The organism is Enterobacter sp. BIGb0383 (assembly GCF_003751845.1).
Taxonomy (GTDB): Bacteria; Pseudomonadota; Gammaproteobacteria; order Enterobacterales; family Enterobacteriaceae; genus BIGb0383.
The window spans coordinates 1,308,296-1,329,782 of record NZ_RJKQ01000002.1; the positions used below are offsets into that span (position 1 = coordinate 1,308,296).

The window sequence follows — 21,487 nt, forward strand, 5'->3', positions numbered from 1 at the left end:
CGGCCACTGATAAAGACAAGGTGATAGTACAAATATTATCAGGGCCTGATAATCGGTACGTGAGACGCAGCGGTCAGAGGCAACGCCCCGCTCAGACGCGGATCGGGCTGCACCTCGACCTGGAACGCAAAGGGCACGAAGCCTGAGCGGCAATAAAAGCTCAGGGCGGAAGGGTGATCGAAAGAACAGGTATGCACCCAAAAGCGACCGATGGGTCTGGACCAGGCCAGTTCGGTAGCGGCGTTCATGACCACCCGGCCAATACCCTGCCCCGTCGTACCTGACACCAGCCCCAGATAAACCAGTTCGGCCTCATCCGGCACGCCGAAATCCAGCTCCATCAGCCCGACGTCCTCACCTTGATGGCGGATCACATAGATCTCCAGCGTTGCTTTACTCAGTACCGCCGCTAGCTTTTCATCCGACATTAACAGGCGTGAAAACCACAGCCAGTCCGCGCCCACCTTGCGAAACAGCGCGCGGTACTGATCGAGACTGCCACCGCTATAGCGTTCCAGCGTGAACCCCTTCGGCAACGCACGAGGTGCTATATCAGGCTTCTTACACATCTCCAGGCAGGTGACGACCGACGCGATATGACCGGCGGGAATATCAGAATAACCGGCAGGTATCGCCGACGTTTTGCTGCTCATTATGACTCTCCTGAAGAAGGTTTTTGAAACTCACAGACCGTAGCCGCATTTTTTTGAATAACTCCATCAGAAAGGGTCGCGATACCCGTCGACGGAAATCACTACAATAAAGATACTTTCTTATTAGCCTGGACATCACCATGAAAACGATCGCAATGACCCTGCTGGCAGCCCTGTTGTTAAGCACCGGTGCGATGGCCAGCCCGACGCCGCAGAGCAAGAATATGGACGACGTGCAGAGCCTGAGCGTTAACTATATCAACCATAATACGGACTGCGATAAATCCCGCAATGCGCCAGCATCCTGCGCGTTCCGCCTGCCGTCCCTGCCCGCACGCGACTGATCTTATCGCCTCAGAGATGCTGACGCAGGAAATCCACCGCACAATCCAGCGCCTCCGGCGTGATACGGTGGCGCACCCCGGCCTGCCACTCACAGGTCAGATTCGCGTCCAGCCCGGCATGCTGCAGCGCCTGCTGCAGGCGGAAGCTCTCAGCGGCAGGCACCACGTCGTCCGCGTCGCCGTGCCATAGCAGCAGCGGCCTGTCCGCCAGCCTCCCCAGCTGCCGTGAAGGCTCATCCTCGGCCAGCTGCGCCATAACCGCTTCACGCGCCCCGTCCTCAGGCGGGAATAGCGTGCGGGAGAGTTCACTGAAAGACCCCGAGCCCATCAGGCTGGCCACGCAGCGCACTTCCGGGTGGCGGGCCATAATGCCCAGCGCCGTCATGCCGCCCATTGAAGCACCCGCCACCGCCAGCCGCTCTTCGGCTATCCAGCCCTGCGCCTGCAGCGCATCGCGCAGGGAAGCAAACTCCTCCAGGCTTTGCTGTAGAATGTGCCAGAAACGCAGCAGCCGGTCCTGAGCGTGTCCGGAAAAACGCCCTCCGTGATCCGGGGCGTCCGGCATCACCACCCGAAACCCGGCCTGGGCCAGCGCAACGGCAAAATAGCTGTAGACCAGGCCTGAAGAGGTAAACCCGTGATAAAAGATCACACAGGGCAGCGGCGCCGTGGCTTTTCCTGCCGGGAAGGCGTGCAAAACAGGCCGGTCGGCCAGCATCAGGGACTGCAGTTCGATCATTAGTTTCTCCTTCTTTGTTCAATGTGGTCATGGCGCAACAGCACAATCGACGCGTTCATGACATCATCTTGAGAAGTGGATTACGCTTTCAGCTTTTTTTTAGCCATAAATAGCGTCCCAGGTAACACTTCGGGAACATTCCCCTTAAAGGAATTTACGGGTCTAACTACACTCATTAACGAGCAGGAAACGAACTATGGTGATGCGTCGGTTTGCACTCTTATTGTGGGTACTGTTATTAAGCGGTTGTAGCGTTCTTCAGGGGACGCCCACGCCGCCCCCACCGGTGACGAATTCGCCGCAGGAGATCCGTCGTAATCAAACCGACGGACTGGTGCGGACAGGCACCGTCAGCGTTCAGGTGCAGGGTGCACCCTCGGATGCTGAAGCGCAAATTCGTGCGAAGGCCGTCACCGCCAGAGCAGATTATTACGTGATCCTGATGACTGAGGAAACCATCCTGACCGGTCAGTGGTATTCGCAGGCCATTCTTTACCGTCGGTGATGACCAGGATTTACAATGCTTTGCGCTCCTTTATGTTCACCTGTGCACAATAATCCCTGTTGCCGACGGCAGCGAGGTTTATATCGCGATGGAAAGCCCCGTAGCGAATCGGGGCGACGTAAATGGAGCTGACGATGAAACGATCTCTTGCCTTATCCTCACTGTTGCTTTCCGCCGGCCTGGTCAGCACCACGGCGCAGTCTGCGGAATTTGCCTGCGCCGATCGCGTGACGGGACTCAATGAAATTGGCCTGATTTCCGTCAGTAATGTGCCCGGCTCTGCGCAGGATGCAGAGCGTGTTATCGCCTTAAAGGCCGATGAACAAGGGGCGTCCTGGTACCGCATCGTCCAGATGTACGAAGAACCGCGGACCGACAACTGGCGCGTACAGGCCATTCTTTATGCCTGAAATCGATCCCCATCTACAAAGCCACCAAATCAGGTGGCTTTTTAATTTCCGCATCTTTATTAATACTGTGTTAGCGTAAAGATAGCTTTTTGTAATATTTTGTTACATTGACAAACTAAATGTTGCCCGAATATTGCCGTTGAACGAGCCATACCCATTTTCAACGGATATATCATGATTGCCTTATTTCGTCGTACCGGGCTTGGTACCAAGCTATCGCTAATCACCGGCATTAGCGTCGCCGTCCTTTTCCTGCTCTTCACGTCACTGCTTAGCCAGAGGGCAAGTCAGCAACTTGAAAAATTAGCGGTGGAAGACCTCCAGAACCAGTCTTCAGCCATCGTTGATATGGTACAGATGTTTAATACCAGCCTCACCGAAGAGGTGGAGAGCTTTACCCGTCTGTACAACAGCTTTTTGCCGCAGCCGATTAACGTTGACGCCTCTCAGAGTCGTACTATCAGCGGCCTTAACGTGCCGCTGCTGAAAGGCGGCGAGACCGAACTCCACGAGAATAACAACTTCTCCGACGACTTCCTGCAGCGCACCGGCGCTATCTCGACGCTGTTTGTTCGCAGCGGCGATGATTTTGTGCGCGTCGCCACCTCCCTGCGCAAAGAAGACGGCGCACGGGCCATCGGGACAAAGCTCGACAGAGCCAGCCCGGCCTGGGAGCCGGTAACGCGCGGTGAAGTCTATCGCGGCCTTGCCCTGCTGTTCGGCAAGCGCTACATCACCCAGTACCAGCCGGTAAAAGATGCGACGGGCAAAACGATCGCCATCCTGTTTGTCGGCGTGGATATCACCAATTCCTGGCAGGTGATGCGCGAGAAGATCCTCGGTCGCCATCTCGGCGAAAGCGGACACTTCTACGTGCTGGACCGCAAAAATGGCAACTACCTGTTCCACGACAGCCTGGAAGGCCAGCGTCCGGCATGGGATGAGAGCATACAGAAAGATCTGCTGACCAAAGAGAGCGGAACCCTGCAGCGCGAAAGCGATGACGGCAAAACGCTGCTGATGTCCTGGAACGCGATGCCGGACTGGCGCTGGACCATCGTCGGTGAAGTGGATAAATCCATTCTGTTACGCGATGTAACTTCAATGCGTAATCAGTTCCTGATTGGTGGACTGGTGCTGTCCCTGCTGTTTGCCGCCCTGTTTGTTGCCCTGATCCGCCGCTGGCTGACCCGCCCGCTGCGCGATGTCACCCAGCTGGCACAGCAGTACGCTTCCGGGGATCTGCGCGCCAGCCTGGAGACCGACCGGGAGGATGAAGTCGGTCATCTGATTCAGGCCATTAACGGCATTGGGCAGGGGCTGCAGACGATTGTCGCACAGGTCCGCGAAGCGGCCAGCGAGATCCACCTCAGCTCTAACGCCCTCGCCTCAGACAGCGGCGAGATCAGCGAGCAAATTAACAAGCAGGCCGCCAGCGTAGAAGAGACCTCTGCCAGCATGGAACAGCTCACCGCCACCGTTCAGCAGACGGCGGAGAATATGGAGCAGACCCAGAAGCTGGTCAGTGAAACGTCTCAGGCGGTGCAGAAAGGTGGCGCAACGGTCTCCAATGCGGTTGAAACCATGAACGATATTCGCGACGCCTCCCAGCGTATCGCCGATATTACCCATGTGATCGAGTCCATCGCCTTCCAGACCAATATCCTGGCGCTGAACGCGGCGGTTGAAGCCGCCCGCGCCGGCGAGCACGGTAAGGGCTTCGCCGTTGTTGCGCAGGAAGTGCGTGCTCTGGCGGCACGCAGCGCCAACGCGGTGAAGGAGATTGAGCAGCTGATTAGCGATACCCTGCAGAAAGTGAAAGAGGGTCACTCTCTGTCGCAGCAAACGGGACATGCCATGGAGGATATCATCGGCCATATCACCCATATCAACCAGCTGGTGACCGAGATTAACCACGCCTCACACGAGCAGTCAGCCGGGATTAATCAGGTCAATCTGGCGATGACCCATATTGGCGAAGCCACCAATATCAACGCCGGACGGGTTTCACGCAGCGAAGAGACCGCCCGTGCCCTGCGCGAAAAAGGCACCCACCTGACGGAGCTGGTGAGCCTGTTCCGCCTGAACCGGTAACTTCGCACGGACACAAGAGACAAAAAAGCCATCCCTCGGGATGGCTTTTGTCCGTCAGAAGACGAGCATTAACCGCGCTGGCGTACAGCCTCAAACAGGCAGATACCGGTCGCCACGGAGACGTTCAGGGAGGAGACGCTGCCCGCCATCGGAATGCTGATCAGCTCATCGCAGTGCTCGCGGGTCAGGCGACGCATACCTTCCCCTTCCGCGCCCATCACCAGCGCCATAGGGCCGGTCATTTTGCTCTGGAACAGGGTGTGGTCCGCTTCACCGGCGGTGCCGACGATCCAGACGTTCGCTTCCTGCAGCACACGCATGGTGCGAGCCAGGTTGGTCACGCGGATCAGCGGGACGTTTTCCGCCGCGCCGCAGGCCACTTTTTTCGCCGTGGCATTCAGCTGAGCAGATTTATCTTTCGGGACGATCACCGCATGAACGCCCGCCGCATCGGCGCTGCGCAGGCAGGCGCCGAGGTTGTGCGGATCGGTCACGCCGTCGAGGATCAGCAGGAACGGTTGTTCAAGGCTTTCCAGCAGGTCGGGAATATCGTTTTCCTGGTACTGACGCCCCGGTTTCACACGTGCAATGATCCCCTGGTGCACTGCGCCTTCGCTTTTGTCGTCCAGATACTGGCGATTCGCCACCTGGATCACCACGCCCTGGGCTTCCAGCGCATGGATCAGCGGCATAAGGCGTTTATCCTCGCGGCCTTTCAGAATAAAGACTTCCTGAAAACGCTCCGGGGCGCGATCCAGCAGTGCCTGCACCGCGTGGATGCCGTAAATCATTTCACTCATTGAGGGTACTCATTTGGGGCGGCTTGCGCCGGGTTAAACAGGCCGTGATTCTCATCACCAGCGCTTATTATAACCGACACGCGCCCCGGATCGAGCTTAACCGTTCACCACGGCGCGAAGTCCGTCTGGCGCAGCCGGGTGCGCGGGTAAAATCGCGTTCAGCAGATAGCGAGTGTAGTCGTGCTGCGGCCGGGTAAAAATCGCCTCAGCGCTGCCCTGTTCCACTATCCTGCCACGCGACATCACGCCGACGCGATCGGCAATATGGCGCACCACGTTCAGATCGTGGGAGATAAACAGATACGCCAGGCCATACTCTCGCTGCAGGGACATCAGCAGGTTAAGGATCTGCGACTGGATAGAGACATCCAGCGCCGAGACCGGCTCGTCGCAGATAATCAGCTTCGGTTTAAGGATCAGCGCCCGCGCAATTCCAATCCGCTGGCGCTGACCGCCGGAGAACTCATGCGGGTAGCGTCCGGCATCTTCGGGTCGCAGGCCTACGTGGCTGAGCATCTCCGCTACCGCCTGACGCCGGTTGCCAATACCGTGGATAATTAACGGTTCTTCCAGGCTGTAGCCGATGCTGCGTTTAGGATCGAGGGAGGAGAGCGGATCCTGGAAAATCATCTGCATCTCTTTACGCACGCTGCGCCATTCGGCGGCGCTCTGTGTCAGCAGAGAGCGGCCTTCAAATAGCACCTCGCCACCAGAGGCCGCCGTCAGACCGAGGATCAGCCGCCCGGTGGTGCTTTTCCCGCTACCCGACTCTCCCACCAGCGCCCAGGTTTCACCGGGCTGGATTGTCAGGCTGACGCCGTCCACTGCCTGCACGTTTTGTCCGCGCCGCTGAAAGGTTTTTGACAGGTTATTGACGCTCAGTAGGGGCGTTGTCATAGGCTCAGTGCTCCGGTTTCATCGGCCCGCCAGCAGCGAACCTGGTGAGAAGGCGCGCCCACGGGACGCAGCAGGGGCATCTGCCCGCGACAGCGCGGCTGGGCCAGCGGACAGCGATCGGCAAAGGCGCAGCCGGTCGGCAGCGCATCCAGCGCCGGAACCCGACCGGGGATCTCCTGCAACGGGGTTTTCGGCGCGCGATCCGCCGACGGGCGTGCCGCCATCAGCGCCCGGGTATACGGGTGACGCGGCCGGGCAAACAGCGTATGGACATCGGTCTCTTCCACCACCTGTCCGGCATAGAGCACCACCACACGCTGGCACAGTCGCGCTACCACGCTAAGATCGTGGGTGATAAACATGATCCCCATCCCGGTGTGCTGTTGAATCGCCTCCAGGAGATCGAGGATCTGCGCCTGAACGGTCGCGTCCAGCGCGGTGGTCGGTTCATCGGCGATCAGCAGCGAGGGCGACACGGCAATCGCCATCGCAATCATCACTCGCTGACGCATCCCGCCCGAGAGCTCATGCGGCCATGACGCCGCGCAGCGTTCAGGATCGACAATGCCAACCTGCTCCAGCAGATGGACTACCCGCGCCGACCGCTGACGCCGATCCAGTCCCGTATGCAAACGCAGGCATTCATCGATCTGCTGGCCAATCGTCATCACCGGATTGAGGCTGGAGAGCGGGTCCTGAAAGATCATCGCCATCTCCCGGCCCCCCACCTGCCGACGGGCGCGGCGGGAAAGCGTGTGCAGTGCTTTTCCGGCGAGATGGATAGCCCCGTCCACCCGACTGCTGCGCGAAGGCAGCAGCCCCATCACCGCCTGAGCGGTGACGCTCTTACCGCAGCCGGACTCGCCGATAATACCCAGCGTTTCACCCACGCCTACCTGGAAAGAGACGGTGCGGACCGGTGCCACCACGCCGCTGCGGGTCGCAAAATTGACCCGCAGATCGTCAACACGCAGGACCGTTTCAGCCATGATACTCTCCTCTTTTCAGCAGGCGCAGAACCCGACGCGGGAGCGGCTTCAGGCTGGGATCGGCGTTATCACGCAGATCGTCACCAACAATATTGAGCGCCAGGATCAGCAGGACGATGGCGATCCCGGGGAAAAAGGTCATCCACCAGGCGGTAAAGATCACCGCTTTGCCTTCCAGCAGCAGATTGCCGAGGCTTGGCATCGGTGGCGGCACGCCGGAGCCGAGAAAGCTGAGCGCCGCCTCGGTCAGGATCGCCACCGAAAACACCCAGCTCACCTGCACAATAAAGGGCGAGATAACATTGGGCAGCAGGTGCAGCCAGATAATGCGCGACGATGACGCACCCTGCGCCCGCAGCGCCTCGATAAAGTTTTTCTCCTTAATGACCATCGCCGCCCCGCGAATGACCCTGGCTATCGACGGGACGTAAACCAGCGACAGGGCAAGCACCACATTGGCGATTTTCGGCCCCAGCACGCCAACAATGGCAATAGCCAACAGCAAGGACGGAAAGGCAAACAACCCGTCACAGACACGCATCAGTATTCGATCCAGCGGACGATACCAGGCGCAGAGCAAACCCGTTGCCAGCCCCACCACGCCGGAAATCACCGCCACTGCCGCACCAACCGACAGAGAGACCCTGACGGCGAGCGCCACGCGCACAAAGAGATCGCGGCCAAAATTATCGGTGCCAAACCAGTGGGTCGCGGACGGTGGCTTCAGGCGACTGAGCGGATCGATACTGTAGGGATCGAAGGGGCTAAAGGCGCTGGCAAAAAACGACAGCAGCACAATCGTCGCCAGCACGCCAGGCCAGAGCAGTAAGCCAGGGTTTTTCAGTCTCATGGGTTTTCCGCCCCCTCAACGGAGAGCCGGGGATCGGCCAGATAACTCAGCAGATCCACCGCCAGATTAATCAACACGTAGCAAACGGTGATCAACAGCACCACGCCCTGGATCACCGTCACGTCCCGCCGCTCGATGGAGTCGACGATAAGCGACCCCACGCCGGGAATACCGAACACGCTCTCGATCACAATGGTCCCGGTCACCAGCGAGGCGAAGGACTCGCCGCAGATGGTCAGAATGGGGATCAGCGCATTCTTCAGCGTGTGGCTAAGCAGCACCCAGCGCTCCGGCACGCCTTTGGCGCGGGCTGTGTTGATAAAGCCTTCCTGCATCACGTCCAGCATCACCGCCCGGGTCATGCGGGCAATCAGCGCGGCAATACGAAACGCCAGCGCGATGGCCGGCAAGGTCAGATACCAGAGGTTCATCAACCAGTCGGCGTTGGTTGAGCGGTAGCCCACCACCGGAAACCAGCGCAGCTGGACCGCAAAGAAGAAGATTAAAAACAGCCCCAGCAGAAAGCCCGGTACCGACATGCCCAGCGTCGCCAGCCCGCGAATCACCCGGTCGGTGAGCCGCCCGTGCTGCCAGGCGCTAAGCACACCGCCCGCCAGCCCCAGCACCAGCGCAATCAGCTGAGCGTAGAACGCCAGCGCCAGCGTCGGCGTCAGATGCTGGAGAAACAGGCTCATCACGCTGTTATTCAGAAACAGGGAATGGCCCAGATCCCCGGAGAGTACCGCGCGGAACCAGTGCAGAAATTGCACAAGAAACGGCCTGTCCAGCCCCATCTGCTGGCGCAGGGCGGCGACATCCGCCGGACTGGCGTCGTTACCGAGGATCACCAGCACCGGATCGCCCGGTGCCAGATGCACCAGGCAGAACACCACGACCGATACCACGAGCAGTACCGGCAGCAGCGCCAGCAGGCGGTGGAACAGAAACCGTCTCATCGTCAACTCCCGTCAGGGCTGGCTGACGCTGATATTCCACAGCACCGGCCCGATCAGATCCTGATATCCCTTCACGTTGTTTTTCACCGCCACCGCATCCGGCGTGGTACGACCCAGCACAATCACCGGCAAATACTGCCAGGTCTGGACGTTAAGCTGATCCACCAGCCCTCTGGCTTCCTGCAGAGACGCGGCCTGCTTGATGCCGTCCAGGGTCGCGTCAATTTCCGGACTGTTGCTCAGGCCGGGGAATTTGGCGCGGGAGTCGAGGAACGGATATTGATGCAGGACCTGGCGCATGGAGAACTCCAGCGCGCAGAGGTCAAAGTTTTTCGGATCCTGGCGGCGCTGGAGCACCGTCGGCCAGTCATAGACATCGAGCCGCGACTTAACGCCGATCTGCTTCAGCACCTGCTGGGCAACAATCGCCAGGTTATACAGCTCGGCGTACTCTTTGGTGGCAATAATCACCACCTCTTCGCCTTTATAGCCCGATGCCTTCACCAGCGCCCGCGCCTCGTCCAGCTTATGCTGGTTCCAGAATGGCTTACCGGCTTCGCTATACCAGTCGACCTGATCCGGGAAGCCCAGGGACGGGTCCTCTTTAAAAAAGCGCGGATCGCTGTAGCCTGCCAGCAGAGTCTGATGCACATCCAGCGCCAGATTGAACGCCTGCCGCAGCTTGACGTTGGCAAAGGGTCCCTGCTGCTTATTAAACAGGTAGGTGATTAACGAGCCGCCGCTCTGAGGCTGGAACAGAGAGAGATCCGGCGCGTGGCTCAGGGTTTCAATATTGTCCTTCGGCAGCTGGAAGACCAGGTCATATTCGCCGGTCATTGCCCCCGCAAGACGGGTCGATTCATCGGTGATATAGCGGAACCAGATATCTTTGACGTCGGCTTTTTTCTGCCCGGACAATCCGCTGGCCGGTTCACTGCGCGAGACATACTGGTCATAGCGGGTCAGATGCAGATAATCCCCGGCTTTAAACTCGGCCAGCTTATAGGGCCCGGTGCCAACAAGCTCGGTCACCGGTTTTTTGCTGCTGTTGGCTTCGTCGATAATGCGCTTCGGCATAATCGCGGCGATGTTTTTTACATCCGCCAGCACGTTCAGGGTGATTAACGACGGCACGGGCAGCGTCAGGCTGACGGTACGCGCATCGACCTTGCTGAACTGCACACCAGGCAGATTGGCTTTCCCCTGGGTTGAAACGGCCAGCCAGCGATTCATGGAGGCCACCACATCATCGGCGGTCAGGGGCTGTCCGTCATGAAAGTGAATACCGTCGCGCAGCACGAAAGTATAGGTTTTGCGATCCTCGCTAAGGGTGAAGCTCTCCACCAGATCGGGCACCGGTTCAAACTTTGCGTTGATGGTGAACAGGGTCTCGAAAATATGGCGATCCACATCCGAGGTGGCGTTATTGGTCGTCAGATAGGGATCGAGCGTGCCCGGACGGTTGCCGTAGGCAATATTCAGCGTCGCATCGCGGTTGACCGTCTGCGCCTGTGCATTTTCCCAGGGTAAAACAGCCGCCAGCAAAAGCGCGGCGGCAGAAAAGATGGCTTTCATTGTTATGCTCCGTTCGGGGTTATGCCGCCTGTGTGGTCGTCTGACGACCGGCGAACTCATCTTTGGTTTTCTGCAGCAGCGCCGCATCGGTCAGCAGACGTAACCCGGTTCGCGCCAGAACGCCTGCGCCGGTCACCAGCGCCGCATAGCCCTCAGGAGAATTTGCCGCCTCGCGGAACGGCACCGTATGCCCGATCAGGTCATCCGGACCAATCTTGATATAGGGATGCGCCGTCGGCACCGCATGGCTGATATCCCCGGCATCCGTCGACCCCAGCCCCTCTTTTTCCCGCAGCTCCACCTCTTCACCCGCAGCGGTAAACTCCTCCAGCAGCACGCTGTTCAGGGTGTGGTTAATATTGAAATCGCGCGGACCGACCTGATGTTCGATTTTCACCGTGGTCCCGGTTGCCAGCGCCACGCCGTCGGCGATAGCCCGCAGGCGCGGCTCCAGAGCGATCACCTGCTCACGGGTACGGGCGCGAATGTAGTAGTGCGCCGACGCATATTCCGGGATGACGTTCGGGGCCTGGCCGCCGTTGGTGATAATCCCGTGGACGCGAACCCCGTCCGGCAGCTGCTGGCGCAGCACGCTGATGCCGTTATAAAGCAGTACCAGTGCATCGAGCGCGTTAACGCCTTTATGCGGTGAGCTGCCCGCGTGGGAAGGTTTACCGTAGAAGTGGAAATAAAGATGGTTATTCGCCAGCGACGGGCCAGAGAGTCGGGTTTTCCCCGCCGGATGCACCATCAGGGCGGCGTCGACATCGTCCAGATAGCCGTGCTCGACAAAGCGCGCCTTCACGTTGCCGTTTGGCCCGCCTTTTCCGCGCAGCCCGCCCTCTTCCGCTGGCGTACCCAGCACCACAATCTTACCGCCGGTCTTATCGAGCGCTTCGCTCAGGGCCACCGCCGCCGCGATGCTGGTGACGCCGATAATGTTGTGTCCGCAGGCGTGGCCAATATCGATCAGCGCATCGTATTCCGCCAGAAAGGCAATGGTCGGCCCCGGTCTGCCGCTCTCTTTAACCGCATAGAAGGCGGTCTCGTGCCCGGCCACGTTGGACGTCACCGTAAAGCCGTGCTTTTGCAGCAGCGCGGTCAGCAGGCCGTTGGCGTAATACTCGTTATTCCCGGTTTCCGGGTGGGCGTGGATATCTTTGGCTATCGCAATATAGTCATCGCGGTGTTGGTCAATACTCTGTTCCAGACGGGCTTGTAATTCGCTAATGCTCATTGCTTCCACCTTTGGTTGTGACAGTAAATTTCCCGACACCGGGTGCGGGGCTAGCTCAGATGCCGCTTCGCCTCCAGCCGGACGCGATGCAGGACATGCTGTTTGATCTCGCCGTACTGCGGATGCCCGGCGAGGGTTTCGATATCCCTGTCGCGGCCAAACGGCAGCGTAATCTCCTCGACGATCTTTCCCGGACGGGCGGACATAATCAGGATGCGGTCGGCAAGAAACAGGGCCTCCTCCACATCGTGGGTCACAAAAAGGAGCGTGGTACGGGTGTCCAGCCAGGCCTCGCGCAGCAGCTCTTGCATCATCAGCCGGGTCTGGGCATCCAGCGCCCCGAAAGGTTCATCCAGCAGCAGCACGTCCGGGCCGGGAAGCCAGGCGCGGGCCAGCGCCACGCGCTGTTTCATGCCGCCGGAAAGCTGCCAGGGCGCGTGATGTTCAAAGCCCTTCAGGCCAACGCGGGCCAGCCAGTCCAGCGCCTGTACGTTCACCTCATCCTTATGATGCTTACCGAGACGCGGGCCGAAGGTGACGTTATCCAGCACCGACAGCCACGGAAACAGATTCGGCTGCTGGAAGATCATCCCCCGCGACGGCCCCGGCTGGCGGACCGCTTTACCGGCGGCCAGTACCTGGCCGCTGTCCGGCTTCGTAAAACCGGCCACCAGGTTGAGGATGGTCGATTTACCGCAGCCCGAGGGGCCAAGTAGCACGACAAACTCGCCCGGCGAGAGAGTCAGGGAGATATCCTCCAGTACGGTTAAGGGCTGCGGCTTTGCCGCAAAAGTCAGGGAGACGTTCTCCAGTGCAATCTGTGCAGTCATCACTCTTTCCCCGCCCAGGGCACCGTCAGTCGCTGTAGCCCCAGCAGTAGTAAATCCAGTAAATAGCCAATTCCACCCAGCAGCAGAATGCCGAGCATGACGATATCGGTGCGCAGGTAGGAGCTGGCGTTAATCACCATCCAGCCCAGCCCCGAGCTGGCGGCCACCATTTCGGCGGCGATCAGCGACGTCCAGCCAATACCGATCGACAGGCGGACGGTGGTAAAGAGATCCGGCAAGGCATCCGGCAGGACTACCCGTAGAAAGATCTGCCGCTTCGATGCACCTAGCGTCTGGGCCACGCGAATGCGCGCCCGACCAATCCGCTCCACGGCCGCCGCCGCGCCCACCACCACACTTAAGAAGGTGGCGATAAAAATCAGAAAGAATTTCGACGCTTCGCCAATCCCCAGCCACACCACCGCCAGTGGGATCAGGGCGATTTTGGGCAGCGGGCGCAGAAACTGCACAAAGGGATTCAGTACCGCCGACAGACCATCCGACAGCCCCATCAGTAGCCCCAGCGGAATACCGATGACGATGGCGACGCTAAACGCTCCCAGCGCACGCGCCAGGCTTACCGCCACGTGCTGCCAGAGCGGCACCTGGCGGTAGCCATCCGCCAGCAGCTCTTCCGCGGTCAGGCCAATATCCGTCAGGGACGGCAGCAGGAGCGGGTCCACCCACTGTCGGGTGGCCGCGATCTGCCAGATAACAAAAAAGATCGCCACCGACAGCACGCTGATGGCGATATGCTGGCTCAGTCTCATTTTTCTGCAGCCGCCGCATCGCGGATATAGCGGGAGTTAATGGCGCTATCCCAGTTCGCCGGAATATCGCGTTTGCGGATCTCGCCGATACCGGCCAGGAAGGAGGAGGTTTTGCTCAGCGCCTTGCCGATACCGCTTTGCGAAGTCTGCGTCCCGTCGCCCAGCCAGGCGGCGGTGCCCTGCTCGCTCAGGGTCGGATACTCCAGCCCGCCGAGGGTATTCGCGGCGGTGGTCACAGGTGCGCCCACCTCTTTGGCGACGATGGCCGCGGCGCGCTCAGGATCCTTTTTAAATTCATCCACTTTCTGCTGATGCACGCGCAGGAAGGCGGTCACCGCTTCCGGATACTGCTCGGCGAAGGCTTTACGCACCACGTAGTTGTTGTAAATCAGGTAGCCATCTTTCTGCAGGTCTTTAGTGGCAAAGACCTGATGTCCGCCGGAAGACTCCAGCTCCTGGGCAAACGGCGCCCAGACGTAGCCCGCATCGATATCCCCGCGTTTCCAGGCGGCGACCATCTCTGCCGGACGCAGCGGCAGCAGGGTAATTTTGCTGCGGTCGAGCTTGTTGACGCTGATAGCCGCCTCCAGCGCATATTGCGCGGTGGAGTTTGGCGGATACGCGACGCGTTTACCCTCAATATCCTTAATATTATTAATGCCGTTTTTGCCAATTAAGCGTTCATAGCTGGCAATGACGCCGGAAACACCGATAATTTCCACGGGTAATTTCCGCACAATACCGGCCGTTGCCGGGCTGGAGCCAAAATTGGCAATATCGATGGCGTTACTGGCGAAATAACTTAATGCATCGGCCCCGGAAGCAAACTGCACCCACTGCACTTTGCTGTTTAAGGCCTTATCCAGCGAGCCATCGGCTTTCGCCAGCATTAATACCTGTGAGCCGCCGCTGTAGGCGACGCGGACCTCGGTCGGATTGGCCGCGAAGCTGGAATTTGCCCATAAGCTACCCGCTGCCAGTAATAAGCAGAGACTTTTTTTCATTGTTATTTAACCTTTAAACGACGATGTAATTAGCGCTCAGTCACTATATCGACAGGGCGCGTTTTTATTTATTCAAATTATTGTTTTGTATTTACGCCAGATAAGAATGGCGCTGCGCCAGCCATATTTTTGCGCAGCGCTGAGCCAGCGCCTGGGCCGGATCGAGCGACTGCGCCAGTGAAGAGGCCGCAACGGCCCGCAGGGCCACCGGCACTTCGGTACAGGCCAGCACCAGCCGCTCTGCGCCACGCGCCAGCAGGGCATCGGCAAGCAGGCTGAGTAACACACCGCCTTCGCGAAGCGCTCCGCGTTTTACCGCATAACAGCCCGGCACAAACCATTCCGCCAGCTCCTCTGGGGTAGGTTCGACGGCTTCAATGCCCTGCGCCGCGAATCCGCGCTGAAACCAGCCTGCTTCCAGGGTGCCTTTGGTTGCAATAATCCCGACCCGCTGCGGCTTCTGCACCACCAGACTCTCCAGAGTGGCATCCACAATATGCAGCAGCGGAGCCGCGCTGGCACGGCTCAGGGCGTCATACCAGTGATGGGCCGTATTGCAGGCAATCACGATATGGCTCGCACCGGCCTGATTCAGTTTTTCGATACCCTGCAGAAGCTGCGGCAGCGGCGACGGCCCCAGCCCGGCAAGCGCTTTCTGCCGGTCGGCCACCTGCGGCACATTCCACACCACCGACGGAAGCTGCTGCTGATCGCTCTCAGCGGGCGTCGCCTCCAGCAGCTTATGCTGGAAGTCGAGCGTTGCCAGCGGCCCCATTCCGCCCAGAACACCCAGCAGAAACGGCCGGCTCATCTCTCCAGCACCTGGCGATAGCCAAACAGCCCCGCAGACCCCCCGGTGTGGATAAAGACCAGGTTTTCGTCGCGGCGGAAGTGGCCTTTACGGATCAGATCGATCAACCCGGCAGCGCCTTTCCCGGAGTAAACCGGATCGAGCAAAATACCTTCGTGGCGGGCAAAAAGCTGCAGCGCCTCCAGCATGCTTTCGGTGGGCAGACCGTAGCCATCGCCGACATAATCACTGTTCGCCACCACCGCGTCACGAGGCAGATCGCCCGCCACGCCCAGTAGCTCACGGGTACGTGATGCCAGCTGCCAGACGTTCTCTTCCTGCTTTGCCTTTGGCGCACGAACGCTGATGCCCAGCACGGGAACCTGGCTGTTAGTGGCGCTAAATCCCGCCACCAGCCCGGCCTGGGTGCCGGTGCTGCCGGTTGCGTGAACCACATGATCAATACGCAGACGCAGCTGAGAGGACTGATACAGCAGCTCTTCGGCACAGGCCACGTAGCCCAGCGCCCCGATATCGTTTGAGCCACCGCCGGGGATCACGTACGGGTTATGCCCCTTCTCGCGAAGCTCAGCGGCATACTCTTCCATCGCCTGCTGCATATCGGTTCCACCCGGCAGATGCGCGACGATTTCGCCGCCAAGGAGCTGGTCCAGCAGAACGTTGCCGGAACGCTGATAGTCTTCACCGAAGTCGGTAACCCGCTTTTCCAGCAGCGCTTTCGCCGGCAGGCCCAGCTTTGCCGCCCCGGCAATGGTCTGGCGAACATGGTTCGACTGGGTCGCACCCTGGGTAATAATCACATCGGCTTTTTTCGCCAGCGCGTCGGCGAGTAAAAACTCCAGCTTGCGGGTTTTATTTCCGCCGCTCGCAAGACCGGTGGCGTCGTCGCGTTTGATCCATATTTTCGGTCCGCCAAGCAGCCGGGATAAATTTTCCAGCGGCTCCAGCGGGGTGGGAAAATGGCCAAGTGAAATACGGGGGAAACGTGCCAGATGCATACAAACTCCTTGCCGGTAACCAGCGCCAGACAGCGCAAAAAAAAAATAATATCGGACGGGAATTCACTATACACAGGCGAGAAATCGCCCCTAATGAGAAATAAAAATATCGATTGCCGGTATTCGGCTAAGACGGGAAATACGGGGTGTCAGGGAAAATAACTATAGCGGTATGGAATAGCATAAGGCCAAAAAGAATAACCCTCTTACAAAGTAAGAGGGTTATTGGTATCACTCAGCGACTTTTTTCTTTGTCGATCGCTTAGCCCTGGTGGCCGAAGCAATTTTTTGCGTTTTGTCCGACGGTTTTTTCGCTTTCTTAGGCTTGCCCTTCGTGAAAGCGCTGTCCGGCTCGAAGTTCACCTTTTTGCCGGCCTGACGACGCCTGCCGGGCGCGGCCTTACCGCCACCCGGTTTTTTGGCGTTTTCACGCGCGGTTTTACCGACGTTGCGTGGCCCGCGCTCGCTGGAGATCAGCGAGAAGTCGATCTTACGTTCGTCCATATTGACCGCTTCGACCTTCACTTCCACCCGGTCGCCCAGGCGATAAGTCTGCCCACCGGATTCACCGATCAGGCGCTGCCCGACCTGGTCGAAACGGTAGTAGTCGTTATCAAGGGAGGAGACATGCACCAGCCCGTCGATAAACAGGTCGGTAAGGCGCACAAAGAAGCCAAAGCCTGTGACGCTGGCAATCACGCCAGGGAAGGTATTACCGACCTGGTCCTGCATAAAGTCGCACTTCAGCCAGTCAGCCACGTCGCGGGTCGCTTCGTCGGCACGACGTTCGGCCATCGAGCAGTGCTGGCCCAGCTGCAGCATCTCTTCCATGCTGTAGTGCCAGCCCCCCGTGTCGGTGCTGTTACCGGTATGGCCCTCATCGCGCGCCAGCAGGTACTTAATGGCACGGTGCAGGGACAGGTCAGGATAACGACGGATCGGCGAGGTAAAGTGCGCATAGGACTGCAGCGCCAGACCGAAGTGGCCGCGGTTTTCCGGATCGTAAACCGCCTGTTTCATCGAGCGCAGCAGCATAGTTTGCAGCATCTCGTGGTCCGGGCGATCGGCAATCGACACCAGCAGCGCGGCATAGTCGCGCGGCTCCGGCTTGTTGCCGCCCGGTAGCTCCAGACCCAGCTCCGACAGCACGGAACGGAACGCGGTAATCGCGTCGTTGGTCGGCTTGTCGTGGATACGGAACAGTGCAGGCTCGCTGGCTTTCTCAACAAGGCGCGCGGCGGAGATGTTCGCCAGAATCATGCACTCTTCGATAAGCTTATGGGCGTCATTGCGCTGGGTCTGCTCAATACGCTCAATCCGGCGTTCCGCGTTAAAGATAAATTTGGCTTCTTCGCTCTCAAACGAGATACCGCCACGCTGTTCGCGCGCCTTCTCCAGCGCCTTATACAGGTTATGCAGCTCTTCAACAGGCTTCACCAGCGGTGCGTACTGGGCGCGCAGGTCCGCATCACCCTGCAGCATATGCCACACCTTGTTGTAGGTCAGGCGTGCATGGGAACGCATCACGGCTTCATAGAAGGTATAGCTGGTCAGACGCCCGGAGGCCGCAATGGTCATTTCACAGACCATACAGAGGCGATCGACCTGTGGGTTTAGCGAACAAAGGCCATTGGAGAGTACTTCCGGCAGCATCGGGACAACCTGTGACGGGAAGTAGACCGAGGTACCACGGCTGTGGGCTTCGGTATCCAGCGCCGTGCCAGGACGCACGTAGTAGCTCACGTCGGCAATGGCAACCCACAGGCGCCAGCCGCCGCCGCGTTTTTTCTCGCAGTACACCGCATCATCGAAGTCGCGGGCGTCTTCGCCGTCAATCGTCATCAGCGGCAGATCGCGAAGATCGATGCGATCGAATTTCGCGGATTCCGGTACTTCTTCTGTGAGGCTTGAGATCTCTTTTTCTACCGTATCCGGCCAGACGTACGGGATCTCATGGGTACGCAGAGCCATATCCACAGCCATGCCGGTGCCCATATTGTCGCCCAGCACTTCAACCACTTTACCGATGGCTTTGGTGCGGCGGGTCGGGCGCTGGGTCAATTCGACCACCACCACAGAGCCCATTCGCGCGTCCATCATCGCATCGGACGGGATCAAAATATCAAAGCTCAGGCGGCTGTCGTCCGGCACCACAAAGCCGACGCCCGCGTCGGTAAAGTAGCGACCAACGATCTGCGCGGTCCGTGGCTCCAGCACGCGGACAATACGCCCTTCGCGACGGCCTTTACGGTCTTCACCCAGCGGCTGAGCCAGGACCTGATCGCCGTGCATACAGGTTTTCATCTGCTCGCTGGAGAGATAGAGGTCGTCTTTACGGCCTTCCACCCGCAGGAAGCCAAAGCCGTCGCGGTGGCCAATAACCATGCCTTTCAGCAGGTCGAGACGTTCCGGCAGCGCATAGCACTGGCGGCGAGTGAAGACCAGCTGCCCGTCGCGCTCCATTGCGCGCAGACGGCGGCGCAGGGCTTCCGTTTGTTCTTCACCGGTAATATTGAGCTCTTTGGCTAACTCTTCACGATTGGCGGGTTTTTCGCGTTTAGATAAGTGATCGAGGATGAATTCCCGGCTCGGGATAGGATTGGAATATTTTTCGGCTTCGCGTTCCTGAAAAGGATCATGTGACATAGCGGTTCCTCCGTTGTCAGCTCTGGCGGGAGCACCCATCGCTTTTTAGGGTACTCATTGATCCACCAGTAATAATTTATAAAGCGGTTGATTTTTCTCAACCAAATCGGCCAGCGTGTAGTTGTCCAGCTCCCTGAGAAAGCACTGTACGGCCTCGGCAAGCGCCTGCTTCAGGCGGCAGGCGGGGGTAATATGACAGAACTCACTGCTGCAGTTGACCAGGGAGAGGGGTTCAAGGTCGCGCACCACGTCACCGACGCGGATATCAGTGGCCGCTTTACCCAGACGGATCCCGCCGTTTTTTCCCCGCAGGGCGGAGACGTACCCTGCCCGGCTCAGCTGATTAATTATCTTAACCATATGATTACGTGACACGCCGTACACCTCCGTGACTTCGGAGATACTGGTCATGCGCTCTGGCGGCAACGACGCCATATAAATCAACGCGCGCAATCCGTAATCGGTGAAACTTGTTAACTGCACATCAACCTCAGGAACAGGGGAAACGCGGCAATCCGCGGGTATATTGATGATAAACCAGCCTGATAGTTAGAGGTTAGTTTATTTGAACTGACGCAGGAAAAAAGCGGGGAAAAACAGGGGCACAAGTACCCCTCGGATTACATACCCTAAATAATTCGAGTTGCAGGGAGGCGGCAAGCGCAGCCAACGCATCTGCAGCTCGAAGTATGACGGGTATCTTAGGCGTCGAACGGGTCGCGCAGGATCATGGTTTCAGTACGATCCGGGCCGGTAGAAATAATATCAACCGGCACTTCAGTCAGTTCTTCAATACGCTTGATGTAGTCCAGCGCCGCCTGCGGCAGGCCGCTACGCTCTTTCACGCCAAAGGTGGTTTCAGACCAGCCCGGCATGGTTTCGTAGATTGGCTCGATACCTTCCCAGTCGTCGGCTGCCAGCGGAGTGGTGGTCACTTCGCGGCCGTCCGGCATACGGTAGGCAACGCAGAGTTTCACTTCTTTCAGGCCGTCCAGCACGTCGAGCTTGGTCAGACAGAAGCCCGACAGGGAGTTGATCTGTACCGCACGACGCACGGCAACCACATCCAGCCAGCCGGTGCGACGACGACGACCGGTGGTGGCACCGAATTCGTTACCCTGCTTGCACAGGAACTCGCCGATATCATCGAACAGTTCGGTCGGGAACGGACCTGCACCCACGCGAGTGGAGTAGGCTTTGATGATCCCCAGCACGTAGTCGACATAGCGCGGACCCAGGCCGGAACCGGTCGCCACGCCACCCGCGGTGGTGTTGGACGAGGTCACGTACGGATAGGTACCGTGGTCGATATCCAGCAGCGTACCCTGCGCGCCTTCGAACATCACGAAGTCGCCGCGTTTACGCGCCTGATCCAGCAGATCGGAGACGTCCACCACCATACCGGTCAGGATGTCGGCAACCGCCATCACATCGTCCAGTACTTTCTGGTAGTCAACCGCATCGGCTTTGTAGAAGTTCACCAGCTGGAAGTTGTGATATTCCATCACTTCTTTCAGTTTGTCGGCAAAGGTGGCTTTATCGAACAGATCGCCAACGCGCAGACCGCGACGGGCGACTTTATCTTCGTAGGCCGGACCGATACCACGACCGGTGGTGCCGATCGCTTTCGCGCCGCGCGCTTTTTCGCGAGCAACGTCCAGCGCAACGTGATAATCAAGGATCAGCGGACAGGCTTCAGAGAGCAACAGACGTTCACGTACCGGGATACCACGGTCTTCCAGGCCTTTCATCTCTTTCATCAGCGCGGCAGGAGACAGCACAACACCGTTACCGATGATGCTGGTCACATTGTCACGAAGAATGCCTGATGGAATAAGATGGAGGACGGTTTTTTCACCGTTAATTACGAGAGTGTGACCTGCGTTGTGACCGCCCTGGTAGCGGACAACATATTTAGCTCGTTCAGTCAGGAGATCGACGATCTTCCCTTTCCCTTCGTCACCCCATTGGGTGCCCAGCACGACGACGTTGTTACCCATTTTCAAAATCACCGGTTGCTTAAAAATGGATTCTACCACCAGCTTTCATGATGATCAGCTCTTTTTGTCGGCGATTTTAGTCAAATCAGACCACTTTGGGCTCAGCCAATCGTTTTCCTCAACATATAGTAGATCACGATGCCGGCAACCACTAGACCACCGCCAAAACGGCGCAAAATGCTATCCGGCATCTGACTCATGGCGGAAACCATACGCCGCCAGGCTTTGGGATAAAGCATCGGACCTAAGCCTTCCAGCACCAGAACCAGGGCAAGCGCCAGCCAGACGGTTGAATTCATGAACCACTCCTTAGAAAAAAGAAAACCACCGACATCCTGATGGATGCGGTGGTTTTTTTACCGCGAAAACGGACGGCCGA

Annotated in this window: 22 protein-coding genes; 4 read left to right on the forward strand and 18 right to left on the reverse strand. The window is 58.6% G+C overall.

Annotated features, from left to right (window positions below; genetic code table 11):
• Positions 1-38: 38 nt before the first annotated feature.
• A complete protein-coding gene (locus tag EDF81_RS14540; RefSeq protein WP_123348825.1) occupies positions 39-653 on the reverse strand; it encodes a GNAT family N-acetyltransferase in 615 nt (204 codons plus the stop codon).
• A 140-nt stretch (positions 654-793) separates the two neighbouring features.
• Here EDF81_RS14540 and EDF81_RS14545 point away from each other — a divergent pair, with 140 nt between their 5' ends.
• A complete protein-coding gene (locus EDF81_RS14545; protein WP_123348826.1) occupies positions 794-997 on the forward strand; it encodes a hypothetical protein in 204 nt (67 codons plus the stop codon).
• A 10-nt stretch (positions 998-1,007) separates the two neighbouring features.
• Here EDF81_RS14545 and yjfP read toward each other — a convergent pair whose 3' ends face one another.
• A complete protein-coding gene (gene yjfP, locus EDF81_RS14550) occupies positions 1,008-1,736 on the reverse strand; it encodes an esterase (RefSeq protein WP_123348827.1) in 729 nt (242 codons plus the stop codon).
• A gap of 196 nt (positions 1,737-1,932) precedes the next feature.
• Here yjfP and bsmA point away from each other — a divergent pair, with 196 nt between their 5' ends.
• The 3 genes from bsmA to EDF81_RS14565 all read left to right on the forward strand — a co-directional run bounded on the left by bsmA (position 1,933) and on the right by EDF81_RS14565 (position 4,745).
• A complete protein-coding gene (gene bsmA / locus EDF81_RS14555) occupies positions 1,933-2,241 on the forward strand; it encodes a biofilm peroxide resistance protein BsmA (protein ID WP_123348828.1) in 309 nt (102 codons plus the stop codon).
• Between the two features lie 134 nt (positions 2,242-2,375).
• Entirely contained in the window at positions 2,376-2,651 is a 276-nt protein-coding gene (yjfN, locus tag EDF81_RS14560) for a DUF1471 family protease activator YjfN (RefSeq protein WP_184999501.1), read from the forward strand.
• Between the two features lie 174 nt (positions 2,652-2,825).
• On the forward strand, positions 2,826-4,745 hold the full coding sequence (locus EDF81_RS14565; protein ID WP_123348830.1) for a methyl-accepting chemotaxis protein: 1,920 nt from the start codon (positions 2,826-2,828) through the stop codon (positions 4,743-4,745).
• 68 nt (positions 4,746-4,813) lie between these two features.
• On the opposite strand, the gene rlmB is transcribed toward EDF81_RS14565, so the two are convergent.
• The 16 genes from rlmB to EDF81_RS14645 form a co-directional block, all read right to left on the reverse strand.
• Complete coding sequence (gene rlmB, locus EDF81_RS14570; protein ID WP_123348831.1) at positions 4,814-5,545, reverse strand: 23S rRNA (guanosine(2251)-2'-O)-methyltransferase RlmB; 732 nt, start codon at positions 5,543-5,545, stop codon at positions 4,814-4,816.
• A gap of 96 nt (positions 5,546-5,641) precedes the next feature.
• Positions 5,642-6,442 carry an ABC transporter ATP-binding protein gene (locus EDF81_RS14575; RefSeq protein WP_123348832.1) on the reverse strand — a complete coding sequence of 267 codons (801 nt, stop codon included), beginning with the start codon at positions 6,440-6,442 and terminating at the stop codon, positions 5,642-5,644.
• Entirely contained in the window at positions 6,439-7,431 is a 993-nt protein-coding gene (locus EDF81_RS14580) for an ABC transporter ATP-binding protein (RefSeq protein ID WP_184999500.1), read from the reverse strand. The genes EDF81_RS14575 and EDF81_RS14580 overlap by 4 nt, the downstream gene beginning before the upstream one ends.
• The gene (locus EDF81_RS14585) at positions 7,424-8,281 is read right to left on the reverse strand and encodes an ABC transporter permease (protein ID WP_123348834.1); all 858 of its coding nucleotides are present in this window, start codon (positions 8,279-8,281) and stop codon (positions 7,424-7,426) included. The genes EDF81_RS14580 and EDF81_RS14585 overlap by 8 nt, the downstream gene beginning before the upstream one ends.
• Positions 8,278-9,237 carry an ABC transporter permease gene (locus tag EDF81_RS14590; RefSeq protein WP_123348835.1) on the reverse strand — a complete coding sequence of 320 codons (960 nt, stop codon included), beginning with the start codon at positions 9,235-9,237 and terminating at the stop codon, positions 8,278-8,280. The genes EDF81_RS14585 and EDF81_RS14590 overlap by 4 nt, the downstream gene beginning before the upstream one ends.
• A gap of 12 nt (positions 9,238-9,249) precedes the next feature.
• Positions 9,250-10,812 (reverse strand): ABC transporter substrate-binding protein, encoded by a 1,563-nt coding sequence (locus EDF81_RS14595; protein WP_123348836.1) that lies wholly within the window; start codon positions 10,810-10,812, stop codon positions 9,250-9,252.
• Between the two features lie 19 nt (positions 10,813-10,831).
• Complete coding sequence (locus EDF81_RS14600; protein ID WP_123348837.1) at positions 10,832-12,049, reverse strand: M20 family metallopeptidase; 1,218 nt, start codon at positions 12,047-12,049, stop codon at positions 10,832-10,834.
• A 50-nt stretch (positions 12,050-12,099) separates the two neighbouring features.
• Entirely contained in the window at positions 12,100-12,879 is a 780-nt protein-coding gene (locus tag EDF81_RS14605) for an ABC transporter ATP-binding protein (protein WP_123348838.1), read from the reverse strand.
• A complete protein-coding gene (locus EDF81_RS14610) occupies positions 12,879-13,649 on the reverse strand; it encodes an ABC transporter permease (RefSeq protein WP_123348839.1) in 771 nt (256 codons plus the stop codon). The genes EDF81_RS14605 and EDF81_RS14610 overlap by 1 nt, the downstream gene beginning before the upstream one ends.
• Positions 13,646-14,653 (reverse strand): glycine betaine ABC transporter substrate-binding protein, encoded by a 1,008-nt coding sequence (locus EDF81_RS14615; RefSeq protein ID WP_123348840.1) that lies wholly within the window; start codon positions 14,651-14,653, stop codon positions 13,646-13,648. Before EDF81_RS14615 ends, EDF81_RS14610 begins: the two co-directional genes overlap by 4 nt.
• A 91-nt stretch (positions 14,654-14,744) precedes the next feature.
• Positions 14,745-15,464 (reverse strand): aspartate/glutamate racemase family protein, encoded by a 720-nt coding sequence (locus tag EDF81_RS14620; protein ID WP_123348841.1) that lies wholly within the window; start codon positions 15,462-15,464, stop codon positions 14,745-14,747.
• Positions 15,461-16,462 (reverse strand): D-cysteine desulfhydrase, encoded by a 1,002-nt coding sequence (locus tag EDF81_RS14625; protein WP_123348842.1) that lies wholly within the window; start codon positions 16,460-16,462, stop codon positions 15,461-15,463. Before EDF81_RS14625 ends, EDF81_RS14620 begins: the two co-directional genes overlap by 4 nt.
• A 231-nt stretch (positions 16,463-16,693) precedes the next feature.
• On the reverse strand, positions 16,694-19,108 hold the full coding sequence (gene rnr, locus EDF81_RS14630; RefSeq protein WP_123348843.1) for a ribonuclease R: 2,415 nt from the start codon (positions 19,106-19,108) through the stop codon (positions 16,694-16,696).
• 54 nt (positions 19,109-19,162) lie between these two features.
• On the reverse strand, positions 19,163-19,591 hold the full coding sequence (gene nsrR / locus EDF81_RS14635) for a nitric oxide-sensing transcriptional repressor NsrR (RefSeq protein ID WP_123348844.1): 429 nt from the start codon (positions 19,589-19,591) through the stop codon (positions 19,163-19,165).
• 218 nt (positions 19,592-19,809) lie between these two features.
• A complete protein-coding gene (locus EDF81_RS14640; RefSeq protein ID WP_123348845.1) occupies positions 19,810-21,108 on the reverse strand; it encodes an adenylosuccinate synthase in 1,299 nt (432 codons plus the stop codon).
• A 101-nt stretch (positions 21,109-21,209) separates the two neighbouring features.
• Positions 21,210-21,407 (reverse strand): DUF2065 domain-containing protein, encoded by a 198-nt coding sequence (locus EDF81_RS14645; protein ID WP_123348846.1) that lies wholly within the window; start codon positions 21,405-21,407, stop codon positions 21,210-21,212.
• Positions 21,408-21,487 lie beyond the last annotated feature (80 nt).